Raw genomic sequence first — 23,807 nt, forward strand, 5'->3', positions numbered from 1 at the left:
TCCTGGCCGACCGGACAACCATGCAGGCCGAGAGCCACGCGTTGTTGGCGGTCACCACGCTGACGCGCAAGGACTGCCTGGACGACGAGGACTACGAGCAGCTGACCGAGTTCGGCCGTGAGTTCCGCACCGTCCCCGCAGGAGTCCACGACGTCCACTCCAACCTGGACATCGGCAACCTGGGCTTCGAGGAGTACGCCGGATGGGCTCACGATGATCCCGAGCGGATCTACCGATCCTTCTGAACAGAGTTCACGGAACTGATGCTGTTGGTGATCTTCACTCGGTGGGGTCACTTCTTCTGACCGTGGCTGTGTTCATGTCCTCGTGATGCTGCGCTGGTGGGAGCGGGGCGGTTCGGCGGTCGGAGGAGTGACCGTAGTGGCAATGGGTTCGGTTTCGGGGCGGGTGATTCCGCCGTTGACGGTGCGGATGCGGCCCGGGCGAGCAGTCCGCGGGGCACGACCGCGATGTGGGTGCGTGATCGACTGGACGGCATGTTCACGGATGCCGACTTCGCCGACTGGTATCGGTTGACGGACGGCCTGGATGTCGCCGGCTCAGCTGGCTCTCGTGTCGGTGCTGCAGTACGCGGAGAACCTCACCGACCGGCAGGCGGCGGACGCAGTCCGCTGCCGCCTGGACTGGAAGTACTGTCTGGGCCTTGAGCTGGACGATCCGGGATTCGACTTCACGGTCCTGAGCGAGTTCCGTGGCCGGGTCGCCGAGGGCGACCGCGCGGACCGGCTCTTGGCGCTGGTCGTGGACCGGCTTGCAGAAGCCGGGCTGGCCAAAAGGCGGGGACGGATCCGAACGGATTCCACCCACGTGCTGGCGGCGGTCCGCCGTCTGAACCGGGGTGAACCGGTCGCTGAGACGCTGCGCTGTGCTCTGGAGGAACTCACGCTGCAGGGTGAGGAATGACTGGCCGAGCTCGTCACTTCCGACTGGGCAGACCGGTATGGCCGCCCGGTCCGCTATGAGCGGCTTCCCCGTGGCGGAGACGCATTGATCGCCTGGGTGCTGCAGGTGGGTGAGGACGGGCTGCAGATCCGGGTCTTCCGCGAACCGGCCGAAGCGCCGCCGTCGGTCCTCGCTGAGAAAGTTGGTGGGCACCGCGCACTCCTTGATCGTTGACGTGACTCGCGCGCGGCTTTCCCAGCCCCTCCGACCGTCCGTTCGGTGATCTTCCAATCCAGCCCGGAGCATCACCGCGCCTGGTAGAAGGACGGCCCTACGAGGCGCGGTTCCGTGTCAGGGCTGCGGGACTGTTTCCGGGGTGGGCTCGGGCGTGGTTCGTGCTCGTCCGATGGCATCGTGGAGGGCCTTCGGGTCGTCTGCGTGCAGCCTGATCAGGGTGACGAGGCGGGCTGCGCCGAGGAATGTCGGTGCGTCGATCGGTTCGGTGAGTTGGAGGGTGAGGGAGGTCTGTGAGCCGATGGGGAGGTTCAGTTCGCCGTCCTTCTTCTCGTGGGTGAAGCGCGTCTCGCGGCGGATGGAGGCGATCTGGTCGAGGGGGAGGCGGATGTCGGTGTTGGCCGCCTGCCGGATGCGCAGGGTGCGGCCGGTGAGGGTGTGTGGCCGGGTGCGGGAGGCGGCGTGCAGGCCGAGGACGAACAGGACGGTGTAGACGTCCACGACCAGCAGGATGGTGTGGATCACGGGCCAGCTGGCGAGGAGGTAGGTCAGGGCGACGGTCTCGACCACACAGGCGAAGGTGAGGCCGTACATCATGGCGGCTTGGTCCCGGCCGTGGGTGAAGACCGCGTCGGCTCCGTCGATGCCGTGCGGCCGGCGGGTGACCCACCGGACCAGGCTTTCCATGATCCGGCCCTCGTGCGCGAGGAACCGCAGCACGGGTGAGGGCAGGAGTCGTGCGCGTGCCTGTTGCACGGGGGTTGCGGGTTGCGGCCGGGCGGACGGGGGCGTGGAGGTCATGCCGGTCCTTCCTGTCGGTGCCTGACGAGTTCGAGCGCGCCGCGGACGGCCGCTGCCTGGGCCGGGGCCAGGTCCTCGTAGAGGGCCTCAGCCAGGCCGTGGGCGTCGGTGTCGGAGACATGCGCCACCAGGCCGTCGGGCAGAAGGGCTGCCAGCGCCGCGGCAGCCCGGGTCACCTGCGGGCTGTCCGGGTCCTGGCCGACGAGGCCGTCGAGCAGGCGGTAGACCTCTCCGGCGTGCTCTCGCATCTCCTGCAACGCCGCCATCAGCGGAACCCGCCTCTCCTCGGGGGTCACGGCGTCAAGGAACGCCAGGTGCTCGCGGTCCTTGACGGCCATGGGCGAGGCGTCGAAATCGACGTCGCCGAGAGCGGCCAGCAAACCGGTGAGCTCAGGCGACACAGGCCCCTCGGGGAGCAGGGATCCGTCCTGCGCCTGAACCATCAGCGCGGCCAGTTGCGTCCGCCGTCGGCGGACAAGGGCCTCCTGCCGTGCCAGGTCGGCGTCCAGCTCCTCCAAAATCTCCTTCAGGTCATGGCCTTCAGCGTCCGCGAGGACATCGCGTACCTCGTCGAGCCCGACACCGAGTTCGGTCAGCCGCCGGATCCGGGCGAGCAGGACTACGTCCCGGACGCCGTACTCGCGGTACCCGTTGCTGCGCCGCAGGGGCTCGGGCAACAGGCCCAGATGGTGATAGTGCCGCACGGCCCGCGGGGTGACCCCGACCAGCGCCGCGACTTCGCCGATTCTCATGCGCCCAGTGAAAACCATGACGCCGCGACAAGGTCAAGCACGGAGGTTCGCGCGGCCAGCGCCCCCGACTGCGACGGAAGGTTACGACGGAAGGTATCGAACCGTCCGGTTCGACCTTGCCGTGACGTCATGGTTTTCGCTGAAGGACATCGGATGCCGAGTACCCGTCCCATTTCGGTTCCGCGGCCCACCCCGGTCGCAGGCCCGGACCGGGTGTGGGGGTGGTCAGTATGGGCTGGGGCAGCGTCCAGGTCACCCGGCATGTCTTCCACGTCCGCTGGCCCACGGGCCCGTCAGCACCCGTATGCGCGGTGTCCGCCTTGGCCGGAGGCGGGGTGGACCGTGTCGCGTCAGGCGCCTGCTGGGTGGGTGCTGGTGAAGCAGGAGCACCTGTCGGCTGCGCGGATCGTCCGCGTCTGGCCGGACTGGAGGCTGGAGGGCGCGAGCGGTTCAGGAGAGCCAGTCGACGTAGCGGGTGCGGGCGAGGTGGGCGTCCTTGTCCGTGAGGACGTCACCCTTGACGACAGCAAACATGCCGGCGGTGGGGTCGGTGACAACGGTGCGGCCGTCGCCCTTGTGGGTGAGGGTGATCCGGCCCAGCTCGTCCAGGGAGAAGACCTCGGGCCCGGCGATGTTGCGAATGCCCCCCAGCGGGGTGCCCGCGGCGACTTCCGCCACCGCGTCGGCCACGTCCTTGGAGGCGATCGGCTGGATCGGCGTGGCGGGCAGCCGGACGGTGTCGCCGTCGGCGGTCCAGGACAGGACAGCGTCCATGAACTCCATGAACTGCGTCGCGCGGACGATCGAGTAGGGGACCGGCCCGGCCGCGAGGATGTCCTCCTGGAGCACCTTGGCCCGGTAGTAGTCCAGCTCTGGCACCTGGTCCGCGCCGACGATCGAGAGAATGACGAAGTGGCCGACGCCGCCCTTCTGAGCCGCGGCCAGAAGGTTGTCCATCGAGGTCTGGAAGAAGGCCGGGGAGGCTTCGTCGAAGGTCGGGGAGTTCGTCAGGTTGACGATGACGTCGGCCCCAGCCACGGCCTCGCCCAGTCCCCGGCCGCTGATGACGTCGATTCCGGTGGTCTGCGAGTGCGGCACCGCCTCGTGCCCGGCGGCGTTCAGGTTCTTGACGACCTGCGACCCGATCAGTCCGGTACCGCCGATGACCGCGAACTTCATGACATGCCTTTCGACAGAAGATATGCACCAAAATATCTCATAGCATCATCTATTTAGACGTCTGATGCGAGGTCAGGGTTCGTACATCCAGTCAACGTGTTGCTCGACTGGCGAACTCCGCGGCACCTCCCGTCGGCCTGCCTGCGGGCTCGCAAGACGTCGAACTGACGGGCCAGCCGGTCGTAGTAGGCGAAGGAGCAGTCGGGCAGAGGGGACAACGCGCAACTCGCCGCGGTCCTCACGCACTCGGCGACGGCCTCGGCCACCGTGCGCTTGTCGTCGGCCCGCCCGAGGCGACCGTGCCCGGTACGGCCTTGTCGGCATGCAGGGGCCCGATACGGATCACCCGTGTGTCATCGCCGTAAGCGCTCTCCAGCCATGCGCAAGTGTGCTCGGCGCCGTCGCGGACAGCCCGGCCGCCGACCGGCTGGCCGCCGACCGGACCCTCAAGGGGGTCCGCGGGAACCTTCGCTGTGATGCGCCCTGGTCGTGGCCGGGGTGCGGGCTTAGAGGTCCTAACAAAGGCGTTGGACGTGCCGGTGGGTGATCAGGCAGGTGGCGCAGCCGAGGAGGCCTTGTCGTGGCCCTGGGCACGGTCGGCGAGCAGTGCGTCGGGGCGTCGACGAGGTCGTCCGACGTCGTCGGCAACTGCGGGGATCTTGTCGATCAGGGGCAGGAGCTGGGTGACGTCGTTGCGGTTTCCGCCGGTCAGCGACACCACGAGCGGGATGCCCCGGGCGTCGGTGACGACGTGGTGCTTGCTGCCCGGCCGCGCACGGTCGACCGGGCCGGGTCCGCTTTTGGGCCGCGCCGGGCCTCCCGGACATCGGAGGAATCGATCACCGCCCGCGACCAGTCCAGCTCCTTCGCGGCCCGCAACTTCCTCAGCAGCACCAGATGCAGTTCCTCCCACACGCCGGCCTCGTTCCACGCGGCAAGACGCCGCCGACAGGTCATGCCCGAGCCGAAGCCCAACTCCTGCGGCAGGTACTCCCACCGGATGCCGGTATGCAGCACGAACAGGATCCCGCACAAGGCCTGCCGGTCCGGCACCCGAGGTCTGCCCTCCACCAGCTTCGGACCCGGCTCGAGCAGCAACGGCTCGATCAGCGACCACAGTTCATCCGACACGATCCACGGCCGCGACTGACGTGTCCCCACGACCGGACCAACGAGCAACCAGACCGAAAGTCGCATGACCAACAGCTTCTGTCAGGACCTCTCACTGAAGACGTCCTTGATCGCACAGAGATACAACTTGCCTTCACCAGTGGCGTGTTCGGTGATGTCGGTGAGCCACGGCTGGTTCGGCCCGGTCGCGGTGAAGTCACGGCGGACGAGATCGTCGTGCACCGGCGGGCCGGCCTTCTTGACACTGCCGCGCTTCTTGCCGAAAACGCTCCACCAGTTGTTGTCCCGGCAGATCCGCCACGCGGTCCGGTCGGGGCAACAGACCCACGGGAATTGGTGAGCCAAGCCAGGGGCCGATCGGACGCCGCCGGGCAGCCTCTGCGGGACAGAGGAGCTTGAGCGCCTGTCTGTCGCCACTCCGATGCAGTGAGACTGAGCCTGTCGCTACCAGCACGTCAACGCAGCCCTATCACGCATGTTGGGACGAGGCGGGGTCGATCAGGCGACGCGAACAGTGAGCGCTGCAGAGCTGCCGTCCTCGGCGATCCCCGTCTCCTGGCCTCAAGCGAACCTCGACATCGCTGACAGAAGCGACCTACCGGCTGGTAGAGGAATGTGTACGACCTCTCGGACGAGTGGCTGGTAGCGGAGCAAGCACACGATTGAAGCGCGCAGGGGCCAGAGGTCCCTTGAACCGCAAATACCCGGATGTGACCTGAATGGGTGCGCCGATTCGCTCGTGTGCTTCGCCGCGAATGCGAGTTCATCGCGTGATGGACAGGCTTCCATCAGCCAGCCCGTCCATCGAAAGAGAGCACCCATGACGCCGTCCTCTGCGCCGCGACCCCGCCGCCGCCGAATACACGCCGCCGCTGCCGCACTGCTCACCGCGGCGGCTCTGTCGGCTTCGGCGCCGGCCTTCGCCGACGGAGGGGCCGTAGCCCCGAGCGCCGACACCGAAGCAGGTGCCACTGGCAGCAAACCGACCGTCGTACTGGTGCATGGCGCGTTCGTCGACGCGTCCAGCTGGAACGCCGTCGTGGGACGCCTGCAGAGCAACGGCTACCGGGTCATCGCTGCTCCCAATCCGCTGCGCGGTCTGCCCGCCGACTCTGCCTACATCGCCAGCGTCCTCCGCAGCGTCAAGGGTCCCATCGTCCTGGTCGGCCAGTCGTACGGTGGCGCGGTGATCAGCGAGGCCGCCACCGGCAACCCCAACGTCAAGGCGCTCGTGTACGTCTCCGCCTTCATGCCGGACAAGGGCGAAACTCTCGGCCAGCTCGGCGCGAAATTCCCCGGCAGCGAGCTCAACCCGGCCTTGGTGCAACTGCCCATCAAGAACGCGGACGGCTCCACGGGCACAGATCTGTACGTCTCGCCGGACAAGTTCCGCGCCGTCGCGGCCGCGGACCTCCCCGAGGCCGCCATATCGGTGGCGGCTGCAGCCCAGCGTCCCATCTCGGCCACGGCCTTCACCGACAAAGTCACGTCCGCCGCGTGGAGGACCATCCCGTCCTGGGCCGCCGTCGCCACCAACGACAAGGCCATCTCGCCCGACTTGGAGCGTTTCCAGGCCAAGCGCGCCGGGTCGCACACCGTCGAGATCAACTCCTCACACAGTGTGATGATTTCCCATCCCGACGCCATCACGGACCTCATTCTCGCTGCCGCCCGCGCGGAGTCTCCCACCCCGGCCCTCGCCGAAACAGGGCTCACCACTCTCGGACGCGTCGGGGCCGGCGCGGCCGGCGCAATGCTCATCGCGGGCGCAGGACTTGTTGTGGTCAGTCGCAAACGGTCCGCCAGCAGGCGCTGACCGGCAGAGCAGTTCCGCTGTCACCAGCCCAGACCTTCCACAGCGTGGGCACGAGCGGGTGCAGTGCGGGAACGACCAGCGGAAGCCGGTGCAGAAGCTCGGGCGCCGGGAACTGCCGTGGAGGCCCCCGACGCAGCGGCCGCCCTGGCGATTCAGATCCCGCAACCACCGCACACGATTGATCCCTGACCAGCCCATCGGTCAGGGATCCCGTGCGTTGCGCAATCCGCGGGGCGCCGCTGCTCCTTGCGGCTCCTACGTCAGGACGCGGCTGAGGGCCGGACGGCTTCACGGCCGTTCGTAAAGGGACCGGTCGACCGCCGGCGAATTCCCCACTTCACGCCGTCTCTGTCTGCGTAACAGGGCGTCGACACAGCGTCGCCGCCGGCTACGAACGCATGGCACCGGTATCGCCGAACCAGCCCGTCGTTCCCGCAGGGGCTCCGGGTGAAGTGCGACTGGAGGCGAACAAGTCCGATGTCATCCCCGAGTACCCCTGCTGAACGGAACACCCGCGTCAAGGAGCAAGACAATGACCGAGCTCACCGCAGATGCCTTCAGGGCGATCGCGCGAGCCGACACCGTCCCCGAAGCCTCTGTCATCCCGTTCTACCTGAGCGATGTCGGCTGCGGATCTCGGTCGCGCGCGTCCAGGGCGCCCTCTATGCCTTCGACGATCTATGCACGTGCACCGACGATCCGTGTCCGCTCTCCGGAGGATTGACGAGTCTCGGCGTAAACCGGCCTCGAGCGGCGCCAGTCGCGTTCGGCTTCCCGACACGGCAGCGGCCCCCAGAGGCAGCCCAAGGCCTTCGCCACACGCCGCACCGCATCGAGCGACGACAGGAAGATCCAGATGACCGCCTCGTATGAAACCGTCAACACCAACCTGGACGGCAACGTCCTGTACGCCACCTTCAACGCGCCGCCGATGAACCTCATCGGTCCCGAGCTGGTACGGGACCTGGTCGCGCTGATCGGGGAACTGTCGAACCCGGCCGCACCCCGCGTAGTGGTCTTCGACAGCGCGGACCCCGACTTCTTCCTCCCGCACGTCGACATGACGAAGGTTGCCGAGTACACCGCCGAGGCAGCGAAGGCGGGAGGTCCCGGTGACGCCTCCCTGGGCATGCTGTTCCGCAAGCTGAGCCTGCTCCCGGTGGTCACCATCGCCAAGCTGCGCGGCCGAGCCCGGGGAGCGGGCAGCGAGTTCCTCCTCGCCTGCGACCTGCGCTTCGCCTCACGGGAGAAGGCCGTTCTGGGCCAGCTCGAGGTGGCAGTCGGAGCACCGCCCGGCGCGGGCGCGATCCAGCACCTCACCCGCCTGCTGGGCAGGGGCCGTGCACTCGAGGTCGTGCTGACGTCATCGGACTTCGACGCCGACCTCGCCGAACGCTACGGGTGGGTCAACCGTTCCGTCCCCGACGCCGAACTGGACGAGTTCGTAGCGGGCGTCGCAACACGGATAGGCGGCTTCCCCCGCGACGCGCTGATCGCCGCCAAGGCGGCCGTCAACGACATCAGCCTGCCGACACCCGCCGAAGTACGCGCGGACGCCGCGCTGTTCCAGCAACTCGTCCGAGGCGAGAAAGCACAACAGCGCACGGCCGAGCTGTTCGACGAGGGCTTCCAGACCCGCGGGGAGACCGAACTCGAACTGGGCGACGCGCTGGGGCGGCTGAAGGCCGCCGACTGACGGAGGAGGCCGCCGGCCAGGTGGCTGAAGGCTCGGCCCTAAGCTGCTGCACGCGCGACTGCCGCAGGGACGGCTGGGAAGCTTTCATCACCACGCCGACGTCGGTGGTCACGTCGATGAATGGCGTCGAGGTGACAGGGCAGCGCCCGATGGAGTTTGTCACCGAGGCCGATGTCGTGCTCATCGGTAGACCCGTCCCTTTGTCGAAGCTCGTGACATCAGGGTGCTCGACGAGCCATTTCACGCCGAGAGGAACATTGCTACGGCGGGCGGGTGCCTCGTGTCTCAGTACCTTGCCGCGTGGGTGATCACACGCACCCTCGGCAAGGACGCCGCGCAGGACACCCTCGACTACGTGGCTCCGGTCGGCGAGAGCCAGGAGACAGTTGAACGCGCCATGCGAGCGATCCATGGGGCCGAAGTCGCCCTGCACTGACGTTTCCCTGACAGAGCTGCCGGGAGCCCGGAAATATCGAAGTCGCACCGCACCTTCTGGTGGCTCCACAAAGAACTCCGAGTCGCCCACCGCAGCGCCGCCGAACCCACGACTGAGGCTGGCCGCGGCGGAGACCTGTCCCGCCCACCACGGGTGGTGAAGCTCGCCTAGAACTTGCCCGGCCGGTCATGTCGGGCTGCTCGGCTTTTACGGCTCGGGGATGACAGTCAGCCGAAGGTTGGCCCACCACTCCAGATGCGCCGTCTTCTCGTAGCGGTCCACTCCTCGAGCGTAGACGCCGGTACTCCCCAGCCGACTGCCCCGCAGCAGTAGGCAGCCGCCGGGCCGCACCGTCGCCGGACGGGAAGGGGCGCCTCCGCCAGGCGGGCTGCGCACGGGCGTGCCTTCCCGCCCCGCTACGAACGCGGGCCTACTCGGCGACCATCAAAGGATCATTCGGGAAGATACGCCCTCCGCGCCAGCGACCGACCGACACCGGGGAGCTGGTCTCGGTGGTCGACGTGTGGTCGGGATCGAGAAGGCCGTGCCCCGCGAGAAGCTCGCCGAGGCCCTGGCCGTCATCACCGAGGCCGTCCCCGACGAGGAGGGCGACGAAGACGCGGAGTGGCGGGCCGCACTCGCCACCCGCTACAGCGCAGTGCGCGGCTTCATCCGTCTGCTGATCGACGTCATCTACTTCGGCTCCGTGCAAACCGGCACTCCGGTGGTGAACATGCTCAAGCGGCTGCCGCACCTGATCGGCCGCAAGAAGATCGAAGCCTCCGATGCCCTGGTGGGCGGCCAGACTCCGAAATCACCACCAACACTCATCACAAAGGCCCCGCCAGCAAGCTGACGGGGCCTCATGAACGATCGAAGCTTATACTCGAGAAACCATCTAATTTCCAACGATCCGGTTCCCGATCTGTTGGATGTGAGAAACGGGGGGGAACTCTTGTTCCGTCGATTAATCGCCGCAGTGGTGGTGATGGCCGGGCTGACAGCGTCAGTTGTCGCTCCGGCCGCCGCCACCGATTTCCCTGCGGCCACCACGACCTTGATCTCCTGGAACATGCAGGGGTCCAACAACAAGGCGGAGACCGGCAGCAAGTGGACCAACACCGTCAAGCTGCTGGCGGGGGACTCGCCGATCGTGATGATTCAGGAGGCCGGCCCGGAACCGCCTCCGGGCAGCGACCCACAGCCCAGCCAGACCTTCACCACGACCGACAGCCAGGGCAACACGCATTCATACACCGTGCTGCACCACACCTGGATCGTCGGCAGCAGTTCCCACACCATCCCGACCCGTGAGGTCTACTACCTGCACACCGACGACGACGACGAAAACGATCGCCGGATCGGCGGCCGGGTCAACATCGCGCTCGTCCTGGCCGAGGGCCCCGACGAGCTGCTCGTCGTCGGCAACCCGGTCGACGCCGGCCGGAACGCGCTCGGTGCGCGGTTCGGCAACGAGTGGTACTTCACCGTGCACGGCCTGTCCGGCGGTGGCGGTGACTCCGCGGCGCTGGTGAACGCCATCAACAACCAGATCGCGAGCCTCGGCAGGCAGCGTGGCGTCACCTACCACGTGACGATCGGTGGCGACTTCAACGTCGACCCGGCGGTCCTCGGCGACCGGACGCACTTCCCGTCGAACATGCGGATCAACAGCTCGGGTCAGGCGACCCACCAGAGGGGTGGTGAGCTGGACTACTTCGTCACCACCCACACCGACCGCGCGCTGCCGGTCTCGGTCCGGCCCGAGGGCGACTCCGACCACCGGCCGGTCCAGTCCGGCCGGCTCAGCGCGGCCGGGGCCGACCCGTCGCCCGGCCCCAGCCCGTCGCCCGCCGCCAGCGCGCCGATCGCCGAGCTCCGGGTGATGCCGACCGGTGACGGGATCACGGCCGGTGTGCACAGCAGCGACGACGGTGGCTTCCGGGACTACCTGAACAGCATCGTGAAGGGTCTGACCACCATTGTGGTGGTCGGTGGCACGACGGTGGCCACTGCCCTCTTCAAGCGCACGGATTTCGTCGGCGAGGTGAAGAACGGCAAGCGCGGCGACCCCGACCACATGGGGTTCGACGGCAAGGGCATCGACGACATCAAGGCCCAGTCGGTCCCCGCCCTGCAGACGCTGCGGCCGAACATGATGACCCTGGTCGCGGGCACGGCCGACCTGGCCGGCGGTGCCGACGGTACGGCGACGGCCGGGAAGATGCGGAGCTTCCTGGACGCGATCCACCGGGCCTCGCCGACGACCACGGTCCTGCTCGGGACCCTGCCGCCGTCGACGAACCCGACGTACCAGGCCCGGATCGACGCCTACAACAGCGCGCTCCGCACGATCGCCCACGACAAGATCAAGGACGGCGCACGGCTGGTGCTGGTCGATCTGGGCTCGGTCACCCCGCAGGACATCACCAACGAGATCTACCCGACCGACGCCGGCTACCAGAAGATCGCGAAGGCCTTCGGCGAAGGCACCCAGATCGCGGTCCAGCAGCACATGATCAGTGGCCGCTCGTACGTCTGGGAGCCGATCGGCAAGATCCGGGACGCCGCCGCGGCCGGCTCGAAGCTCGGGTTCCCCGACCTGAACGGCGACGGCAAGGCCGACTACGCGGTGGTCGGTACGGACGGCAAGGTCACCGGCTGGAAGAACGACGACCCGCAAAAGGACGCGGTCTCGCTGGGCGACATCAGCCCGGCCGACCGCGGGAACAACCCGGCGCTGGTCTACTTCGCCGACCTGGACGGTGACGGCAAGGACGACTACATCCGGATCCTGCCGCCGGCCGACTCACCGACCGGCATCCCCGCGATGCGGATGTCGCGGAACACCAGCAGTGGCGGCAAGATCAGCTGGGACAGCGCGACGATCGTCGCGAACAACCTCACCTACGAGCCGGAGCTGTACTTCGCCGACCTCGACGCCGACGGCCGCGACGACCTGATCACGCTGGACCGGATGAGCTTCCCGACCGCCTGGCAGAACAAGGGCAAGGGAATGCCGACTCCGGGCGGCTGGAACAAGGTCCAGGGTTTCGCCACCCCGGGTGAGTCGCGCGGCGCGCAGGTCGCCTTCGCCGACATCACCGGTGACCACAAGGCCGACACGATCCGGGTCGAGTACACCACCGGTGAGGTCCGGGCCTGGCAGAACACCGGCGCTCCGTGGAAGGTCACCGACGGCTGGACGTCGCTGGGCGTGATCCGCGCCGACGATCCGTTCCAGGGCACCGTCGGGGCCTTCGCCGACCTGAACGGCGACGGGATCAAGGACTTCGCCTTGACCCGCTCCGGCACGACGGCGAAGACCGCCGCCAGAACCGCCAAGACCGCCAAGACCGCCGTCAAGGCGGCCGTGGCGAGTGGTGCCGGTGACATCGAGGGCTGGCTGGTGCCGAGCTACGACAACGGCAGCCGCAGCGACAGCGGTGCCGGTGATCTCGGTGTCAACGGTGGTGTCGGCGACCCGATGGAGTCGCACCCCGGGGGCGACGACGGCGGTCCGCGGCCGGACGCGTCCGGCGACTGCCGGCCGGACGGTCTGGCGACCACACCGGGCGTGGCGACGCCGTACTGCAAGGTCTACCAGAGTGACGGCCGGGAATGGCTCGGCCAGGGCCGGGGCCGCCGGGTCGTGGGCTACTTCAACGGTGGCCGCACGGGCGCCGACGGCACGCCGCACTACCTGGTGAAGAACATCCCGTGGTCGAAGGTGACCCACCTCAACTACGCGTTCGCGTCGGTGCAGAACAACCAGATCGTGGTCGACTCGAACGCCACCCAGAAGGAGTGGCCCGGCGAGGCCGGCGCCGAGATGGATCCCTCGCTGCCCTACAAGGGGCACTTCAACCTGCTGACGAAGTACAAGCGCCTGCACCCGCGGGTGAAGACGCTGATCTCGGTCGGTGGCTGGGCCGGTTCCGGTGGCTTCTACGCGATGACCACCAACGCCGACGGCTCGGTCAACCAGGGCGGGATCGACACCTTCTCGAACTCGGTCGTGGGCTTCCTGCGGACCTACGGCTTCGACGGGGTCGACATCGACTTCGAGTACCCCACAGTCCTGGAGGACACCGGAAATCCGACCGACTGGGCGGTGTCGAACCCGCGCCGCAAGGGTCTGCCCACGACGTACACCGCGCTGATGAGGACGCTGCGGGACACGCTGAACCGGGCTTCGGTCGCGGACAACAAGTACTACCTGCTCACCTCGGCGTCGACGGCCTCCGGATACCTGACCCGCGGGATGGCGAACCAGACCGCGCTGGACCACCAGGACTTCACCAACCTGATGGCCTACGACTACCACGGCACCTGGAACGAGGTCGTGGGTCCGAACGCGGCGCTGTTCGACGACGGCAAGGACCCGGAGCTGGCCGATCAGTACGCCACTCCGGAGTACGGGAAGCTCGGGTACTTCAACACCAGTTGGGCGATGAAGTACATGCGTGGCGCGATGCAGGCCGGGCGCGTCAACATCGGTGTGCCCTACTACACGCGCGGCTGGCAGAACGTCACCGGCGGTACGAACGGTCTGTGGGGCAAGTCGCAGAAGCCGAGCGGCTGCCAGCCGGGTACGGGCATCAAGCGGCCGTGCGGTGACGGCGCCTTCGGCATCGACAACATCTGGCACGACGAGACCAGCAACGGCAGCGAGCTCGGCTCCGGGACGAACCCGCTGTGGCACACCAAGAACCTGGAGAAGAACATCACGCCGGTCTACGCCCGCAGCGTCGGGCTGAAGCCGGATACCGACATCACCGACCGGCGCACGGGCCGGTACACCCGGTACTGGGACGACACCACGAAGACGTCGTGGCTGTGGAACGCCCAGAAGAAGGTGTTCCTGTCGACCGAGGACGAGCAGGGCATCGACGCGGTCACCGATCTGGTCAAGTCGACCGGTGCGGGCGGCGTGATGATGTGGGAGCTCGGCGGCGACTACTCCTGCCCGGCGGACATCCAGCCGGACACCCCGTGCGGGATGGGGTACACGCTGACCACCCGGCTGAACGAGAAGCTGGGCAACATCGGCGCCTATGACAACAGTCTGCGCACCGGCAGCAGTGGTGTCGCGCCGACGGTGACCGCCAACCTGAGCGTCGAGATGGTCAACTACCCGACCGCCACGGCGAACCTGTGGCCGTTGCAGCCGACCGTCCGGATCACCAACAACACCGGGCGCACGCTCGGCGGCGGCAAGGACACGAAGCTGTCGTTCGACATTCCGGCCTCGACGTCATGGCTGGTCAAGGACGGCAACTGGCAGACCTATGCCCAAGGTGGCCAGTGGAAGCTGGAGCCCGGTGTGACGCTCCACCGGATCAGCACGACGCTGGACTACTGCCAGATCATCCCGGCCGGGAAGTCGCTCGACCTGCCGATCATCTACTACCTCCCGATCACCGGTCCGGTGAACACGAGTCTGTCGATCGGCGGTACGGCGTACGCGCCGGTGACCGACAACCTCAAGGGACTCGGTGCGGCGACCCCGCCGGCCGGTGGCTGTAGTGCCGGGAACTGGGACGCGACCAAGATCTACTCCCCGGCCGGCCAGCCGATCGAGCAGACCACGGTCAAGTACAACGGCAAGGTCTGGAAGGCCAAGTGGGAGACGAAGGGCAGTGCCCCGGGCACCGGGGCCGACGCCGACCACGAGCCCTGGAAGCTGGTCGGCACCGCCGGCTGACCGTTCCCAGCCATCCGGCCTGACACTCCACGTCTTGACCACACAACCAGAGAGTGCTTCTGACCTGCAACGATAGGACTTGTCTAGGGTCCTGTTGGCCGCACGGACAGAAGCACTCTCCGGGTGAGCAAGCGCATGGGGTTGTACCCGCGTGCTCGTGTCGAGGGCGGTGGCAGTGCGGTGGTCTCGCCGGCCGGGGCGGTGCTGTTGGTCGAGACGGTCCGCAAGGTGGGCCTGGACACCGCGATATCGGCGACGTCGGCGCCGTGGCACAAGCCGCGGACGGTGCACGACCCGGGCAAGGTCCTGCTGGATATCGCGCTCGCGACGGCTCTGGGCGGGGACTGCCTGGCCGATGTCGCCATGCTGCGGACCGAGCCCCACGTGTTCGGCCGGGTGGCGTCCGACCCGACGGTCTCGCGGCTCGTCGACGTCCTTGCCGCAGCAGGGCCGAAGGCGCTCACCTCGATTCGCACGGCGCGAGCCGAAGTGCGCGGGTAAGTCCGGGAGTTGGCCGGTGCGGACGGTCCGGCCGCCGAGGGCAGCGTGATCGTGGACATCGACGGTGTGCTGGTGCTCGCGCACTCCGAAAAGCAGGATGCCGCCGCGACCTGGAAGAAGACCTTCGGCCATCATCCGCTCGTCGCGTTCGTCGGCCACGGCCAGACCGGGTCCGGGGAGCCGGTGGCCGCCCTGCTGCGGCCCGGCGACGCGGGCTCCAACACCGCGAGCGACCACATCGAAACCGCCCAGCTCGCCCTGGCCCGACTGCCCCGGCCCTGAAAAGACCCACCCCCAGCCACAAGTCCCCGTCAGCTTGCTGACGGGGACTCATGAATGATCGAGGTTAAGAGCGGAACTGCGGCCCGAGACGGTCATCGGCTCCCCTGCCTACGGGCATGGCGTATTCAATAGGCCGCCCTGAGCAGGAAGTTGCAGCTCACCACTACCGAATGAGCCCGCCGGAAATGAGAACGTCCCCTCCAACCCGGCGGGACTTGCGCGGCTAACCCCCCGCCCCGCCACAGTGCCATCACAGCCTTCTCGGCTTCGTACTGTCTTCCCTCACTCCCGCCGCACCAAAAGGTGTAGCCACCCCTACCCGAGCACCGCGTCTGCACCGGACCCGCCCCCTTGACCGGAGGTACACGCACAGGCGCAGGACACCGCATGGCTCTGTTCACGAGTTCCGGTTCTGGCTCACGTTCCGTGATCATTCATGGATGCGGCAGAGTCATGCCTCGTGCAGGCATCTTCCCGGTGCGACCGAAGTGGGGAAAGGGCCATGGGATCATTCTGCGACGCAGGCCTTGAGGTCAACGGCAGGCCGAGCACAATCTTGATCATGGAAAAGCTGAGCCGCAGGAGACGTCTATGTGGGAGAACCTCTCCGTCACCGTAGCCCTCGCGATCGTGACCGGGCCACTCCTTGGCTGGATACAGAAGGGATGGCGCAGGAGGCACATCGCCCGGACGGTCGCCTCACTGAACCGTGGGAAAAACACCCACATCCGCTGTGCCGCAAGATTCCGCAACTCAGGGGGAGCTCGACACCGCGCCCGCCTGACGGTGAAAGCCGAAGGTGTCTTCCTTTCCACCGTTGACAGCACGGTCTCGAAACTGCCTCTCGGGACTCCACGCGAAGTCGTCGCCGAGCTCTCAATGCTGGTGTGCAACGTAGCCGGGCGACAGCTTGAGATTTGGCTTCCGGCCGAGGAAGACCGCCTCTTCAAGGCCGTGGTGGCCAGGCTCCTGGACCGCAGCGACGAACACCCCGTCACCGCCGGTATCGTCCCAGGATCCGTTTCGGGCTCAGCGCCTGCGCACCACAGCAGTTGAGCCAGAACCCGAGTTTCGACAGCGGTTATTCACCATCTCGGGAGACATCCGGATTGGTCCTGGGCCGATGTTCACGAGAATGGGAGGCACCTCGTGGATCCTCCGGCCGGCCGGGTTGAGGTAGGCGCCAGTCGGGCCGCGCGCCGACGTCAGCGCGCCCCGTAGGGTGGTCCGATGTTCGATCGTTTGGAGATCAAGGTGTTGCCGCCGGGATCCCGGTTCCCTGCCCAGTTGCGGTTCTGGGTCAACGGCGAGGACGTGGTCGAGAAAGCAGTTGGCGAAGGCGGCCGCGGGCCCTACGCGGCTGATGCGCTGCCGGCCGACTGCCCCGGCTCTCTCCGGGCGACCGGCGAAGCACGACGCATAGAGCTGGGGGAACCGGACTGCACCGGTGGCTGCTGCGGTTCTCTGACCGTGGTCGTCCAGCGGTTCGGGGAGATCGTGCAGTGGTCGGACTGGGAGGTTCCGTGGGCTGCGCACACCCCCACGCCCCATCCCCTGCCGGAGTTCCACTTCGACGCGAGTCAGTACGACGCCGAAGTGGCTCGCGCTGAGTCGGACCGCGGGACACCGACGAAATTCGCTGCCCCGCGAAAACACTGCCCGTAGCAGGTGACTTCCCGGACTGGGAGGTGACGGCTCCCAGTGAACTTCCCTACGTCGGTGAGGGCGGTCCCGCTCGACGCGTTCCGTCACCTCCGGAGCCGCATTTCGTCGGTCTCCCCAAGTCGCCGAGCGTCGGTAAGATCAGCGCACTCACTGGGGGTGCAATGCGAACAGCAGGGCGGGACGGCGAGGGGCAGAAGTACGCGCTGACCTCGGACGAGGACGACAACGACTTCTGGGGCCTTGCTCACGAGGCCGAGGGACTTTTCACACCCCTGCCGGATGAGAAGGACACACGCCGAGTGCGCCTCGTGGGCTGCCTCCCGCAGGGGGGCCTGCTGAAGAGCACCGAGCACGTTGGCGGTCGTCGTGCCGTGGCGGGGAACGCCTGGTTCAACCTCCTCGACGGCGACGGCGTCACCATGGGGTCCTACTTCGTCGGCGAGGTCACCGTCGTCGACGTCAGGCCTTCCGCCCGTGGGGCCGGCCTTGTCGACCTCACGGTGACACTGTGGTGCCAGGACGCCCTGCCCGGGGCGGACACGGTGTGGGACCTGGTCCGCACCGGCCGGCTGGACCGCACCGGCATGTGGCACGGGCTCACTCCCGAGGACAGACACGCGTGGCTGTCGGTGGCGCTGTGGTCCCGGGGCTACCGGCGTCGGGGAAAGCCCGACGCTCCGGCGGGGCAGGTGTTCACCGTCGACGGCTGGCACATCATCGACAAGGACAGCTTCTACTGCGCGATCGGTGAAGCCATCAATGGGCCCGGCGGATACTTCGGCTGGAACCTGAGCGCTCTGGACGACTGCCTGTGCGGCGGTTGGGGAGCGTCCGTGCCGTTCACCTTGCACTGGGATTCCTCGGACCAGGCTCGGGCGCGGTTGGTAGAGCGCGTGCCCGTCGGCGATCGGGACGTTTCGCTGTTCGACCTGCTCCTGGAGATCTTCGAGAAACGGCGCGTGAGCGTCATCCTTCGATAACAACTGGTCGCCTCCGGGCATCGATCTCGAAAGGTCATTCGGACTCCTTCGGGCGGAGGCGTGCGGGGATGACGAGGTGGACAGCTGGTCGCTGGGCTCGGCGTTGGGTCTTGTCACGCCTGGCACAGAGGAGAGTGAGGGTGATGTCAATGCCTTCGATTTCACCGATCCAGCAGGGCGCGGTCACGCTCACAGCCCATGCGATCGAACAGCTCATCCCAGAGCTGGTCGGGGATCGAGCGGGGCGGACGATCGCAGACCTTCCACCGAAGCCGGGCCAGGCCCGGCCCACGACCGCCCGCGGCTCCAGCAGGCTTCGGTGCGCAGCGCGCTGACGGCCCGTGGCCTGCCTGTCGACGGCAGACGTCGTTTCATTTGAGATCGCGCACCGGGGCCGAACCCGATGTCGGACCGCTGAGGACTCGAGCCCCGCTGCCCGGTCCAGAGTGCTCAGCCGCAGCCCGGTCCCGACCGTGCTCTGGACGGGGCCGGGCTACCCGTCGCCCGAGCGGCGCCCGAACGGCGCGGAACGCAGCTTCGTGTACTGGCGCATGTCGGTCCGGCAGGTCGGGCGGTGCCGGCCGTCCCCCGGCGGGGCGAACGGGTCTTCCTCGCGGGGCATACCGGTGACCGGTGGGCCGCATCAGGCACACAGCGAGACGATGGCGGGCAACGGGTCGGGGTCCGGTTCGCCGAGCCAGGATCCGGGTCGGATTGCGGAGCCATGCCGGCATCCGGGCCGTCTGCTCCCGCTGGTGTGGAACTCCACGTAATTCCCCGTCAGCAGCGTCAGGTTCCCCAGCCGAACGTTCGAGCGCGGCGATGGGGTCGCTGTGTTCTCGCCCCGATAATCCTGGGACGGCCTGGAGCGGCCTCCGTATCTTGGCGCCATGACGGACGAGGCAGGGCCAGGGATCAATCTGAACCGCTGGGGCGACACATCGGACCCGGCCCCGGAGCGGCGGGGTTCCCGCCAGGACGCGTGCTCGTGCTTCGATCAGTCCAGGCCGCATCCGCGAGCCCGAGTCGGATTTCACGCCGAGCGGCAGGACACCTCGGCTCCGGGCTGGCGCCACCTGCTGGAGCTGATCGACGAGGCCGCCGCCGACGGGCGCGAAGAGTTTCGTCCCCTGACCGAGCTCAGCCCGGAAGAGCGGCGGGAGATCATCACCCTGCCGCCGAGCATCGCCCAGCTGACGGCGGTCAGGCACCTCGTGCTCTACGGCAGCAATCTGGTCCGGGTCCCGCCCGAGATCGGGGCCATGACCAGTCTGGAGGAGTTCACCCCCTACACCTCCTACCGGCTGCACTGGTTCCCCTACGAGATCACCCGATGCCGGAAGCTGACCCGCAGCACGGTGAGCACGCGCGCGTTGTTCGGCAACTACAAGCTGCGACCGCCGTTCCCGCAGCTACAGCCTTCCCCTGACTCCGTCGCGGACCTCGATCCGGGAAACCTGAATCCTCGGCACCGGGGCGCCACCGCCATCCACCGCTGCAGTGTCTGCGACCACCCGATCGAGCAGAGCGGACCCCATCAGGTGTGGATCTCACTACGCGTGGCCACCGACGTACTGCCCCTGCTGGTCAGCGCCTGCTCGGCGGCGTGTGTCGCCGCCCTGCCCGGCGGTGCTCGCGGCTACATCCCCACACCTCACAAGGGCGGCCGAGTCGACCAGCCGGCGTCCGACTGGGACTGACCAGCCGAACACCTCCTCGCTCGCCACTCGCCGGAGAAACGACCACTGCCACACGGCGAACGTGGCGAACACGATCTTGCCTGCGCCGCGCGGGTCGTAAATGCCGGCCAGGGGGCCTTGCAGGATCTCCAACCGGTTGCCGCGGTGCTCGATGTCCTGGGCAGACGTGATCAATTCCAGTGTGCTGCGGCCGAGTCGGTCGAGCACGGTGACGGTCAGGATGTCGTTCGGTCGCAGGGCGGCCAAGGCCGCGGCGAACCGGGGCCGTTCGGGCCGGCGCGTGCTGATCGTCTCGACGTGCAGAGGATCGGCGCATCCCACTGTCCTGAGCAGACGTTCTTGGGTGTGCGGATGGGCGGGGTCTCTCAGGCAGCGCACCTCCGTAGACGAGACGCGTTCGCCGCCGATGGTTCGGGGAGCCGAAGAAGGAACAGGGCAGCCGTCGGCGCGGCACGGATAACCTGCGCGAATGAAGCGGATTCAGCGGGTCGCCGGCTCGGTCGTCGGCTCAGCGGTGGGTGACGCACTGGGCGGCCCCTTCGAGTTCGGTCCCCAGGGAGCGTTCTCCGCGCGGTTTCCCACGCCTGGTGCCGGTGGCGAGATGTGCGGAGGCGGTGGCTGGGACCCCGGCGAGGCCACTGACGACACGCAGATGGCCGTCCTGGTCGCGGAGTCGCTGCTGGAGCGGGGCGGACTGGATCTGCCGGACATCTTCGCCCGCTTCCAGCGGTGGGCAGCATCAGACCCCAAGGACATCGGCCTGCAGACCGAAGACGTCCTGACCAACGGCATGCCCTGGGACCTCGCCGCCGCGATCCATTTCCAGGTCAACCAACGAGCAGCGGGAAACGGCTCCTTGATGCGGGCATCGACCTCCGCGGTCCACTTCGCGGCGGCCGGCCAAGAAGCCACCATGGACGGGGCTCGCCAGATCGCTGCCCTTACCCATGATGACCGCGCGGCCTGGGAAGGCACCGCGATCTTCCACGAACTCATCCGTGTCACGTTCGAGGACACCGACCCCCTCACCGCGCTCCCGGACATCCTGGCTCTTGTCCACCCCGACCATCGCGGCCGTTACGCCACCGTCCTCGCGCCCGACTGGCATCCCGATCAGGCGACCGAGTTCAACGGTGCCGTCTGGCCTTGCCTGGGCTCCGCCGTCTGGGCCCTGCGCACCACCACCGGCTTCGAAGACGCGATACGCGCGGCGATCGACCTCGGCGGTGACACGGACACCGTCGCCGCGGTGACCGGAGGCCTCGCGGGGGCGTACTACGGGCTGGATGCGATCCCCGACCACTGGACCCGGCCGCTCCATGTCCCGCTCCCAGGATTCGACGGGCGGGTGCTGCGCCTGGGAGATCTGCTCCACCTTGCACGCCGCCTCGGAGAGGGCTGTTGATGAGACAGGTGTGGCAGCCCGCATAAGCGGTGAACTCGTGGTCCGGGACGAAGGCCGGCCGGCCTTCGAACGGCTCCAGCGCCGGCTGCAGCGACGTGGTTCGAGCGCGGTGCGGGCGACAGACGAGTGGCCGGCACACTTCGTCGCCTTCGGCCTCCTGCGCCTGTCGGGCACGAGGACTCCGTCCACCGCCTCGACTGGTGGCAACCTTGAGCGAACCTCAGCGGGGCCTGGCGGATTGCCTTTTGTCTCGCTGAAGATCGAGTACTCGGTTCAGGGCCGCGGCGATGTACGCCGACAACACCAAGCCGGTGGTCACTGCTTCCGCTCTCCAGCCGTGAACAGGCCGGTCGCGGGGGCTACGCACTTGTCGACGACGGTCTTGTCGCCGGCTGCCGATCCCTCCAAGCAGAGCCGTCCACCCTTGTCACGCAGGTCGAGGAAGAACCGCGTGGTCGCACCGGACTGCTTGAGGTCGTGGATGCGCTCGTCGACATAGCCGAGGTCGTTCAGGATCGCCCTGACCTTGGTGGGGGTGGGTTCCACTAGATCCCACAGCGCCTGGGCGATGCGCTCTTCATGGAGGTTGCTCGCGCACCAGTCGCGAGCGTTCAACTCCACCTCCGGCCCAGCCGTGGGGGCGATGGGCTCGATCGCGTCGCTCGGCGGTGTCTCCAGCGAACCGGACGGCAGTGTCTCCGCCGGACCGGTCGGCGGCGCCTCTGGCGGAGCGCTCGGCGGACACGACTGCGCGATCTTGTCCAGCATCGCCGTGAAGGCCGCGTCGGGTTGGCCTCCGACGGCGTCTGCGGGCTTGGTCTGCTCTCTGCCGGCGTTCGTCTTCTCGGTGCCGCACGCGCCAAGTGTCAGCGCAGCAAGGGCGGTTATCGCGAGGGTGAGCAGCGGGCGGCGCGAGGCGTGGGCGAATGTGCTGGTCAAGGCAGGGACTCGTGTCATGCGCACAGTCTCCGATCATGCCTCCCCTGCACGTGAGTACGCATACTCATGTGGGTGGGGGTACTCGCTCAAACTTCCCTGCGTTGTCTGCGGGACAGGGCGAGCCCTTCGTATGAGGTTTGCTCCCGGAGAGTGGACACCGGGTTTCATGCGACGAGTGACAGCGGACGTGTCGTGATCAGTCGCTGTTCGAACTCGACTGGTATGAGGTGGCCGAGCGTGGAGTGGCGACGGCGCCGGTTGCAGTACGACAGCCGGCGGAACAGCTCGAGCCGGGTCTGCGCCTTCGAGGTCCAGCGGCGGCCATGGAGCAACCCGCGCTTGAGTCCCTGGAAGAACGACTCGGCGAGGGCACTGTCGTAGTTCGAGCCGACCCGGCCCATGCTGCGACGGATGCCGTGCCGGCGGCAGACCTCGACGAAGGCGGCAGTACTGCACCGGGCTCCCCTGCCGGTGTGGAAAACGACGCCGTGAACACGGCTGCCACTCCTGCTCGGCCTTGAGCAGCCGAGCGTTCTCCGCTCGCAGCCGGGCCGGTTCCTCCGCCGCACTGACGCTGCCGTTGCGGCCCTCGGATACGGCTTGGGTCTCGTTCTTACGAACCCCCGTCCGAAGCGACTCCGCGGTGATGCCGAGATCCGCGGCCACCGCCGCGTACGTCCGCTTCCCCGCCGCGGCGCGGTAGAGCGCGACAGCGTCCTTCCTGGACTCCTCCGGATACGGAGACTTGCGTCCCACCAGGACATTCCTCCCTGGACCATCAAGGTCCGTTGTCAGGGTGTCCACTCCAAAGGATCAGCCTCACTCGCTCTTGGCCTGAGGCTCGTCCGCAGCCATAGCCGCAGTCACAGCCACAGCCACTCGTATGTCCCGCTGGGAACAGGTCACCCGTATTTCATTTCCAAAGCGCGACGCCGTAGAACGGGCTTTGCACGGCGTAGTGCTCTTCAGGAAATAGGTGAGTCCGCAGGAGTGGAGAGCGATCCGCAGGGCACAGGGCCGCCCGAAGCGACCGCTGTGCCAGGAACCCCGTTACCCGGCACAGCACTTCCAGCCATCCGAACATTCCTACGGGTCAGAGTGTGTCGGGCTCCAAGGCCTGGGAACCCGACTCCGCGAGGAAACGTCATCGAATTCGGTGACACCTCGACAGATCCCGCAGTTCGGCTGCGGATTGCAACGGATTTCGATGAGGGAGTCTTTCTTATGAGTGACAGCATCTGGGGCTACCAGCCGACCACCGGCCACATCACGGGCACCGACCTGATCGGATACAAGGTCGAGGCCACCGACGGCAGTATCGGGAAGGTCGACAAGCACTCGGACGAGGTCGACTCCTCCTACCTCGTCGTCGACACCGGTGTATGGATCTTCGGCAAGCACGTCCTGCTTCCGGCCGGCACCGTGCAGTCGGTCGACCAGAAGGAGCAGAAGGTCTACGTCGCGCTCACCAAGGACCAGGTCAAGGACTCTCCCGAGTTCGTCCAGGACAAGCACCTCGGCGACGCGGACTATCACGAGCGGGTCGGCGGCTACTACACCGGCCTGCGCATCATCTGACCTCACGGCACCGGCACGAGGGGCGGGGGGGGGGACCAACTAAACAGGTTGGCCCCCCCCCCCCGCGGAGGGGTGGGGGGGGCCGGGGCGGCCCGCCCGGGC

At 67.6% G+C, this 23,807-nt stretch carries 16 protein-coding genes and 7 pseudogenes; 14 read left to right on the forward strand and 9 right to left on the reverse strand.

What is annotated here, in order from left to right:
- Positions 1 to 2: 2 nt before the first annotated feature.
- Together ACFYW9_RS27790 and ACFYW9_RS27795 are read left to right on the forward strand one after the other, a co-directional pair.
- Positions 3 to 245, forward strand: a complete 243-nt coding sequence (locus ACFYW9_RS27790) for a DUF6924 domain-containing protein (RefSeq protein WP_389155846.1) — start codon at positions 3 to 5, stop codon at positions 243 to 245.
- A gap of 304 nt (positions 246 to 549) precedes the next feature.
- A complete protein-coding gene (locus tag ACFYW9_RS27795) occupies positions 550 to 924 on the forward strand; it encodes a transposase (protein WP_389155657.1) in 375 nt (124 codons plus the stop codon).
- Between the two features lie 330 nt (positions 925 to 1,254).
- On the opposite strand, the gene ACFYW9_RS27800 is transcribed toward ACFYW9_RS27795, so the two are convergent.
- The 5 genes and pseudogenes from ACFYW9_RS27800 to ACFYW9_RS27820 all read right to left on the reverse strand — a co-directional run.
- On the reverse strand, positions 1,255 to 1,938 hold the full coding sequence (locus ACFYW9_RS27800) for a hypothetical protein (RefSeq protein WP_389155660.1): 684 nt from the start codon (positions 1,936 to 1,938) through the stop codon (positions 1,255 to 1,257).
- A complete protein-coding gene (locus ACFYW9_RS27805) occupies positions 1,935 to 2,690 on the reverse strand; it encodes a MerR family transcriptional regulator (RefSeq protein WP_389155663.1) in 756 nt (251 codons plus the stop codon). Before ACFYW9_RS27805 ends, ACFYW9_RS27800 begins: the two co-directional genes overlap by 4 nt.
- Positions 2,691 to 3,140: 450 nt before the next feature.
- On the reverse strand, positions 3,141 to 3,869 hold the full coding sequence (locus ACFYW9_RS27810) for an SDR family oxidoreductase (protein WP_389155666.1): 729 nt from the start codon (positions 3,867 to 3,869) through the stop codon (positions 3,141 to 3,143).
- 577 nt (positions 3,870 to 4,446) lie between these two features.
- Positions 4,447 to 5,066, reverse strand: a pseudogene (locus ACFYW9_RS27815) (IS5 family transposase); the annotation flags it as partial.
- A gap of 21 nt (positions 5,067 to 5,087) precedes the next feature.
- Positions 5,088 to 5,297, reverse strand: a pseudogene (locus tag ACFYW9_RS27820) (IS3 family transposase); the annotation flags it as partial.
- A 523-nt stretch (positions 5,298 to 5,820) separates the two neighbouring features.
- Between ACFYW9_RS27820 and ACFYW9_RS27825 the strand changes: the two are divergent.
- From ACFYW9_RS27825 to ACFYW9_RS27870, 10 genes and pseudogenes are all read left to right on the forward strand, one after another.
- Positions 5,821 to 6,816 (forward strand): alpha/beta fold hydrolase, encoded by a 996-nt coding sequence (locus ACFYW9_RS27825; RefSeq protein ID WP_389155669.1) that lies wholly within the window; start codon positions 5,821 to 5,823, stop codon positions 6,814 to 6,816.
- 856 nt (positions 6,817 to 7,672) lie between these two features.
- Positions 7,673 to 8,512 carry an enoyl-CoA hydratase/isomerase family protein gene (locus tag ACFYW9_RS27830; protein WP_389155673.1) on the forward strand — a complete coding sequence of 280 codons (840 nt, stop codon included), beginning with the start codon at positions 7,673 to 7,675 and terminating at the stop codon, positions 8,510 to 8,512.
- Between the two features lie 20 nt (positions 8,513 to 8,532).
- Positions 8,533 to 8,948 (forward strand): annotated as a pseudogene (locus ACFYW9_RS27835) (hypothetical protein).
- Positions 8,949 to 9,471: 523 nt separating this feature from the next.
- A complete protein-coding gene (locus ACFYW9_RS27840; RefSeq protein ID WP_389155676.1) occupies positions 9,472 to 9,804 on the forward strand; it encodes a hypothetical protein in 333 nt (110 codons plus the stop codon).
- A 132-nt stretch (positions 9,805 to 9,936) separates the two neighbouring features.
- Positions 9,937 to 14,655 carry a glycosyl hydrolase family 18 protein gene (locus ACFYW9_RS27845; RefSeq protein WP_389155679.1) on the forward strand — a complete coding sequence of 1,573 codons (4,719 nt, stop codon included), beginning with the start codon at positions 9,937 to 9,939 and terminating at the stop codon, positions 14,653 to 14,655.
- A 135-nt stretch (positions 14,656 to 14,790) separates the two neighbouring features.
- Positions 14,791 to 15,432 (forward strand): annotated as a pseudogene (locus ACFYW9_RS27850) (transposase); the annotation flags it as partial.
- 597 nt (positions 15,433 to 16,029) lie between these two features.
- Positions 16,030 to 16,494, forward strand: a complete 465-nt coding sequence (locus tag ACFYW9_RS27855) for a hypothetical protein (protein WP_389155682.1) — start codon at positions 16,030 to 16,032, stop codon at positions 16,492 to 16,494.
- Positions 16,495 to 16,668: 174 nt separating this feature from the next.
- Positions 16,669 to 17,103, forward strand: coding sequence for a hypothetical protein (locus ACFYW9_RS27860; RefSeq protein WP_389155684.1), 435 nt, complete (start codon positions 16,669 to 16,671; stop codon positions 17,101 to 17,103).
- 161 nt (positions 17,104 to 17,264) lie between these two features.
- On the forward strand, positions 17,265 to 18,083 hold the full coding sequence (locus tag ACFYW9_RS27865) for a barstar family protein (protein WP_389155687.1): 819 nt from the start codon (positions 17,265 to 17,267) through the stop codon (positions 18,081 to 18,083).
- A gap of 890 nt (positions 18,084 to 18,973) precedes the next feature.
- Complete coding sequence (locus tag ACFYW9_RS27870) at positions 18,974 to 19,783, forward strand: leucine-rich repeat domain-containing protein (protein ID WP_389155690.1); 810 nt, start codon at positions 18,974 to 18,976, stop codon at positions 19,781 to 19,783.
- Positions 19,784 to 19,846: 63 nt separating this feature from the next.
- On the opposite strand, the pseudogene ACFYW9_RS27875 reads toward ACFYW9_RS27870, so the two are convergent.
- Positions 19,847 to 20,263: pseudogene (locus tag ACFYW9_RS27875) on the reverse strand (recombinase family protein); the annotation flags it as partial.
- On the opposite strand from ACFYW9_RS27875, the gene ACFYW9_RS27880 reads away from it, so the two are divergent.
- Positions 20,253 to 21,188, forward strand: a complete 936-nt coding sequence (locus tag ACFYW9_RS27880; RefSeq protein WP_389155693.1) for an ADP-ribosylglycohydrolase family protein — start codon at positions 20,253 to 20,255, stop codon at positions 21,186 to 21,188. The pseudogene ACFYW9_RS27875 and the gene ACFYW9_RS27880 sit on opposite strands and share 11 nt — an antisense overlap.
- Positions 21,189 to 21,503: 315 nt before the next feature.
- Here the strand turns inward: ACFYW9_RS27880 and ACFYW9_RS27885 are convergent, their stop codons facing one another.
- The 3 genes and pseudogenes from ACFYW9_RS27885 to ACFYW9_RS27895 all read right to left on the reverse strand — a co-directional run.
- Positions 21,504 to 22,127, reverse strand: a complete 624-nt coding sequence (locus ACFYW9_RS27885) for a hypothetical protein (RefSeq protein WP_389155696.1) — start codon at positions 22,125 to 22,127, stop codon at positions 21,504 to 21,506.
- Positions 22,128 to 22,291: 164 nt separating this feature from the next.
- A pseudogene (locus ACFYW9_RS27890) lies at positions 22,292 to 22,630 on the reverse strand (integrase core domain-containing protein); the annotation flags it as partial.
- Positions 22,631 to 22,667: 37 nt separating this feature from the next.
- A pseudogene (locus ACFYW9_RS27895) lies at positions 22,668 to 22,931 on the reverse strand (transposase); the annotation flags it as partial.
- Positions 22,932 to 23,351: 420 nt separating this feature from the next.
- Between ACFYW9_RS27895 and ACFYW9_RS27900 the strand changes: the two are divergent.
- Complete coding sequence (locus ACFYW9_RS27900; protein ID WP_351874596.1) at positions 23,352 to 23,705, forward strand: PRC-barrel domain-containing protein; 354 nt, start codon at positions 23,352 to 23,354, stop codon at positions 23,703 to 23,705.
- Positions 23,706 to 23,807 lie beyond the last annotated feature (102 nt).

Origin of the sequence: Streptomyces sp. NPDC002698, assembly GCF_042888945.1 — a bacterium.
In the GTDB taxonomy this organism is placed as follows: domain Bacteria; phylum Actinomycetota; class Actinomycetes; order Streptomycetales; family Streptomycetaceae; genus Streptomyces.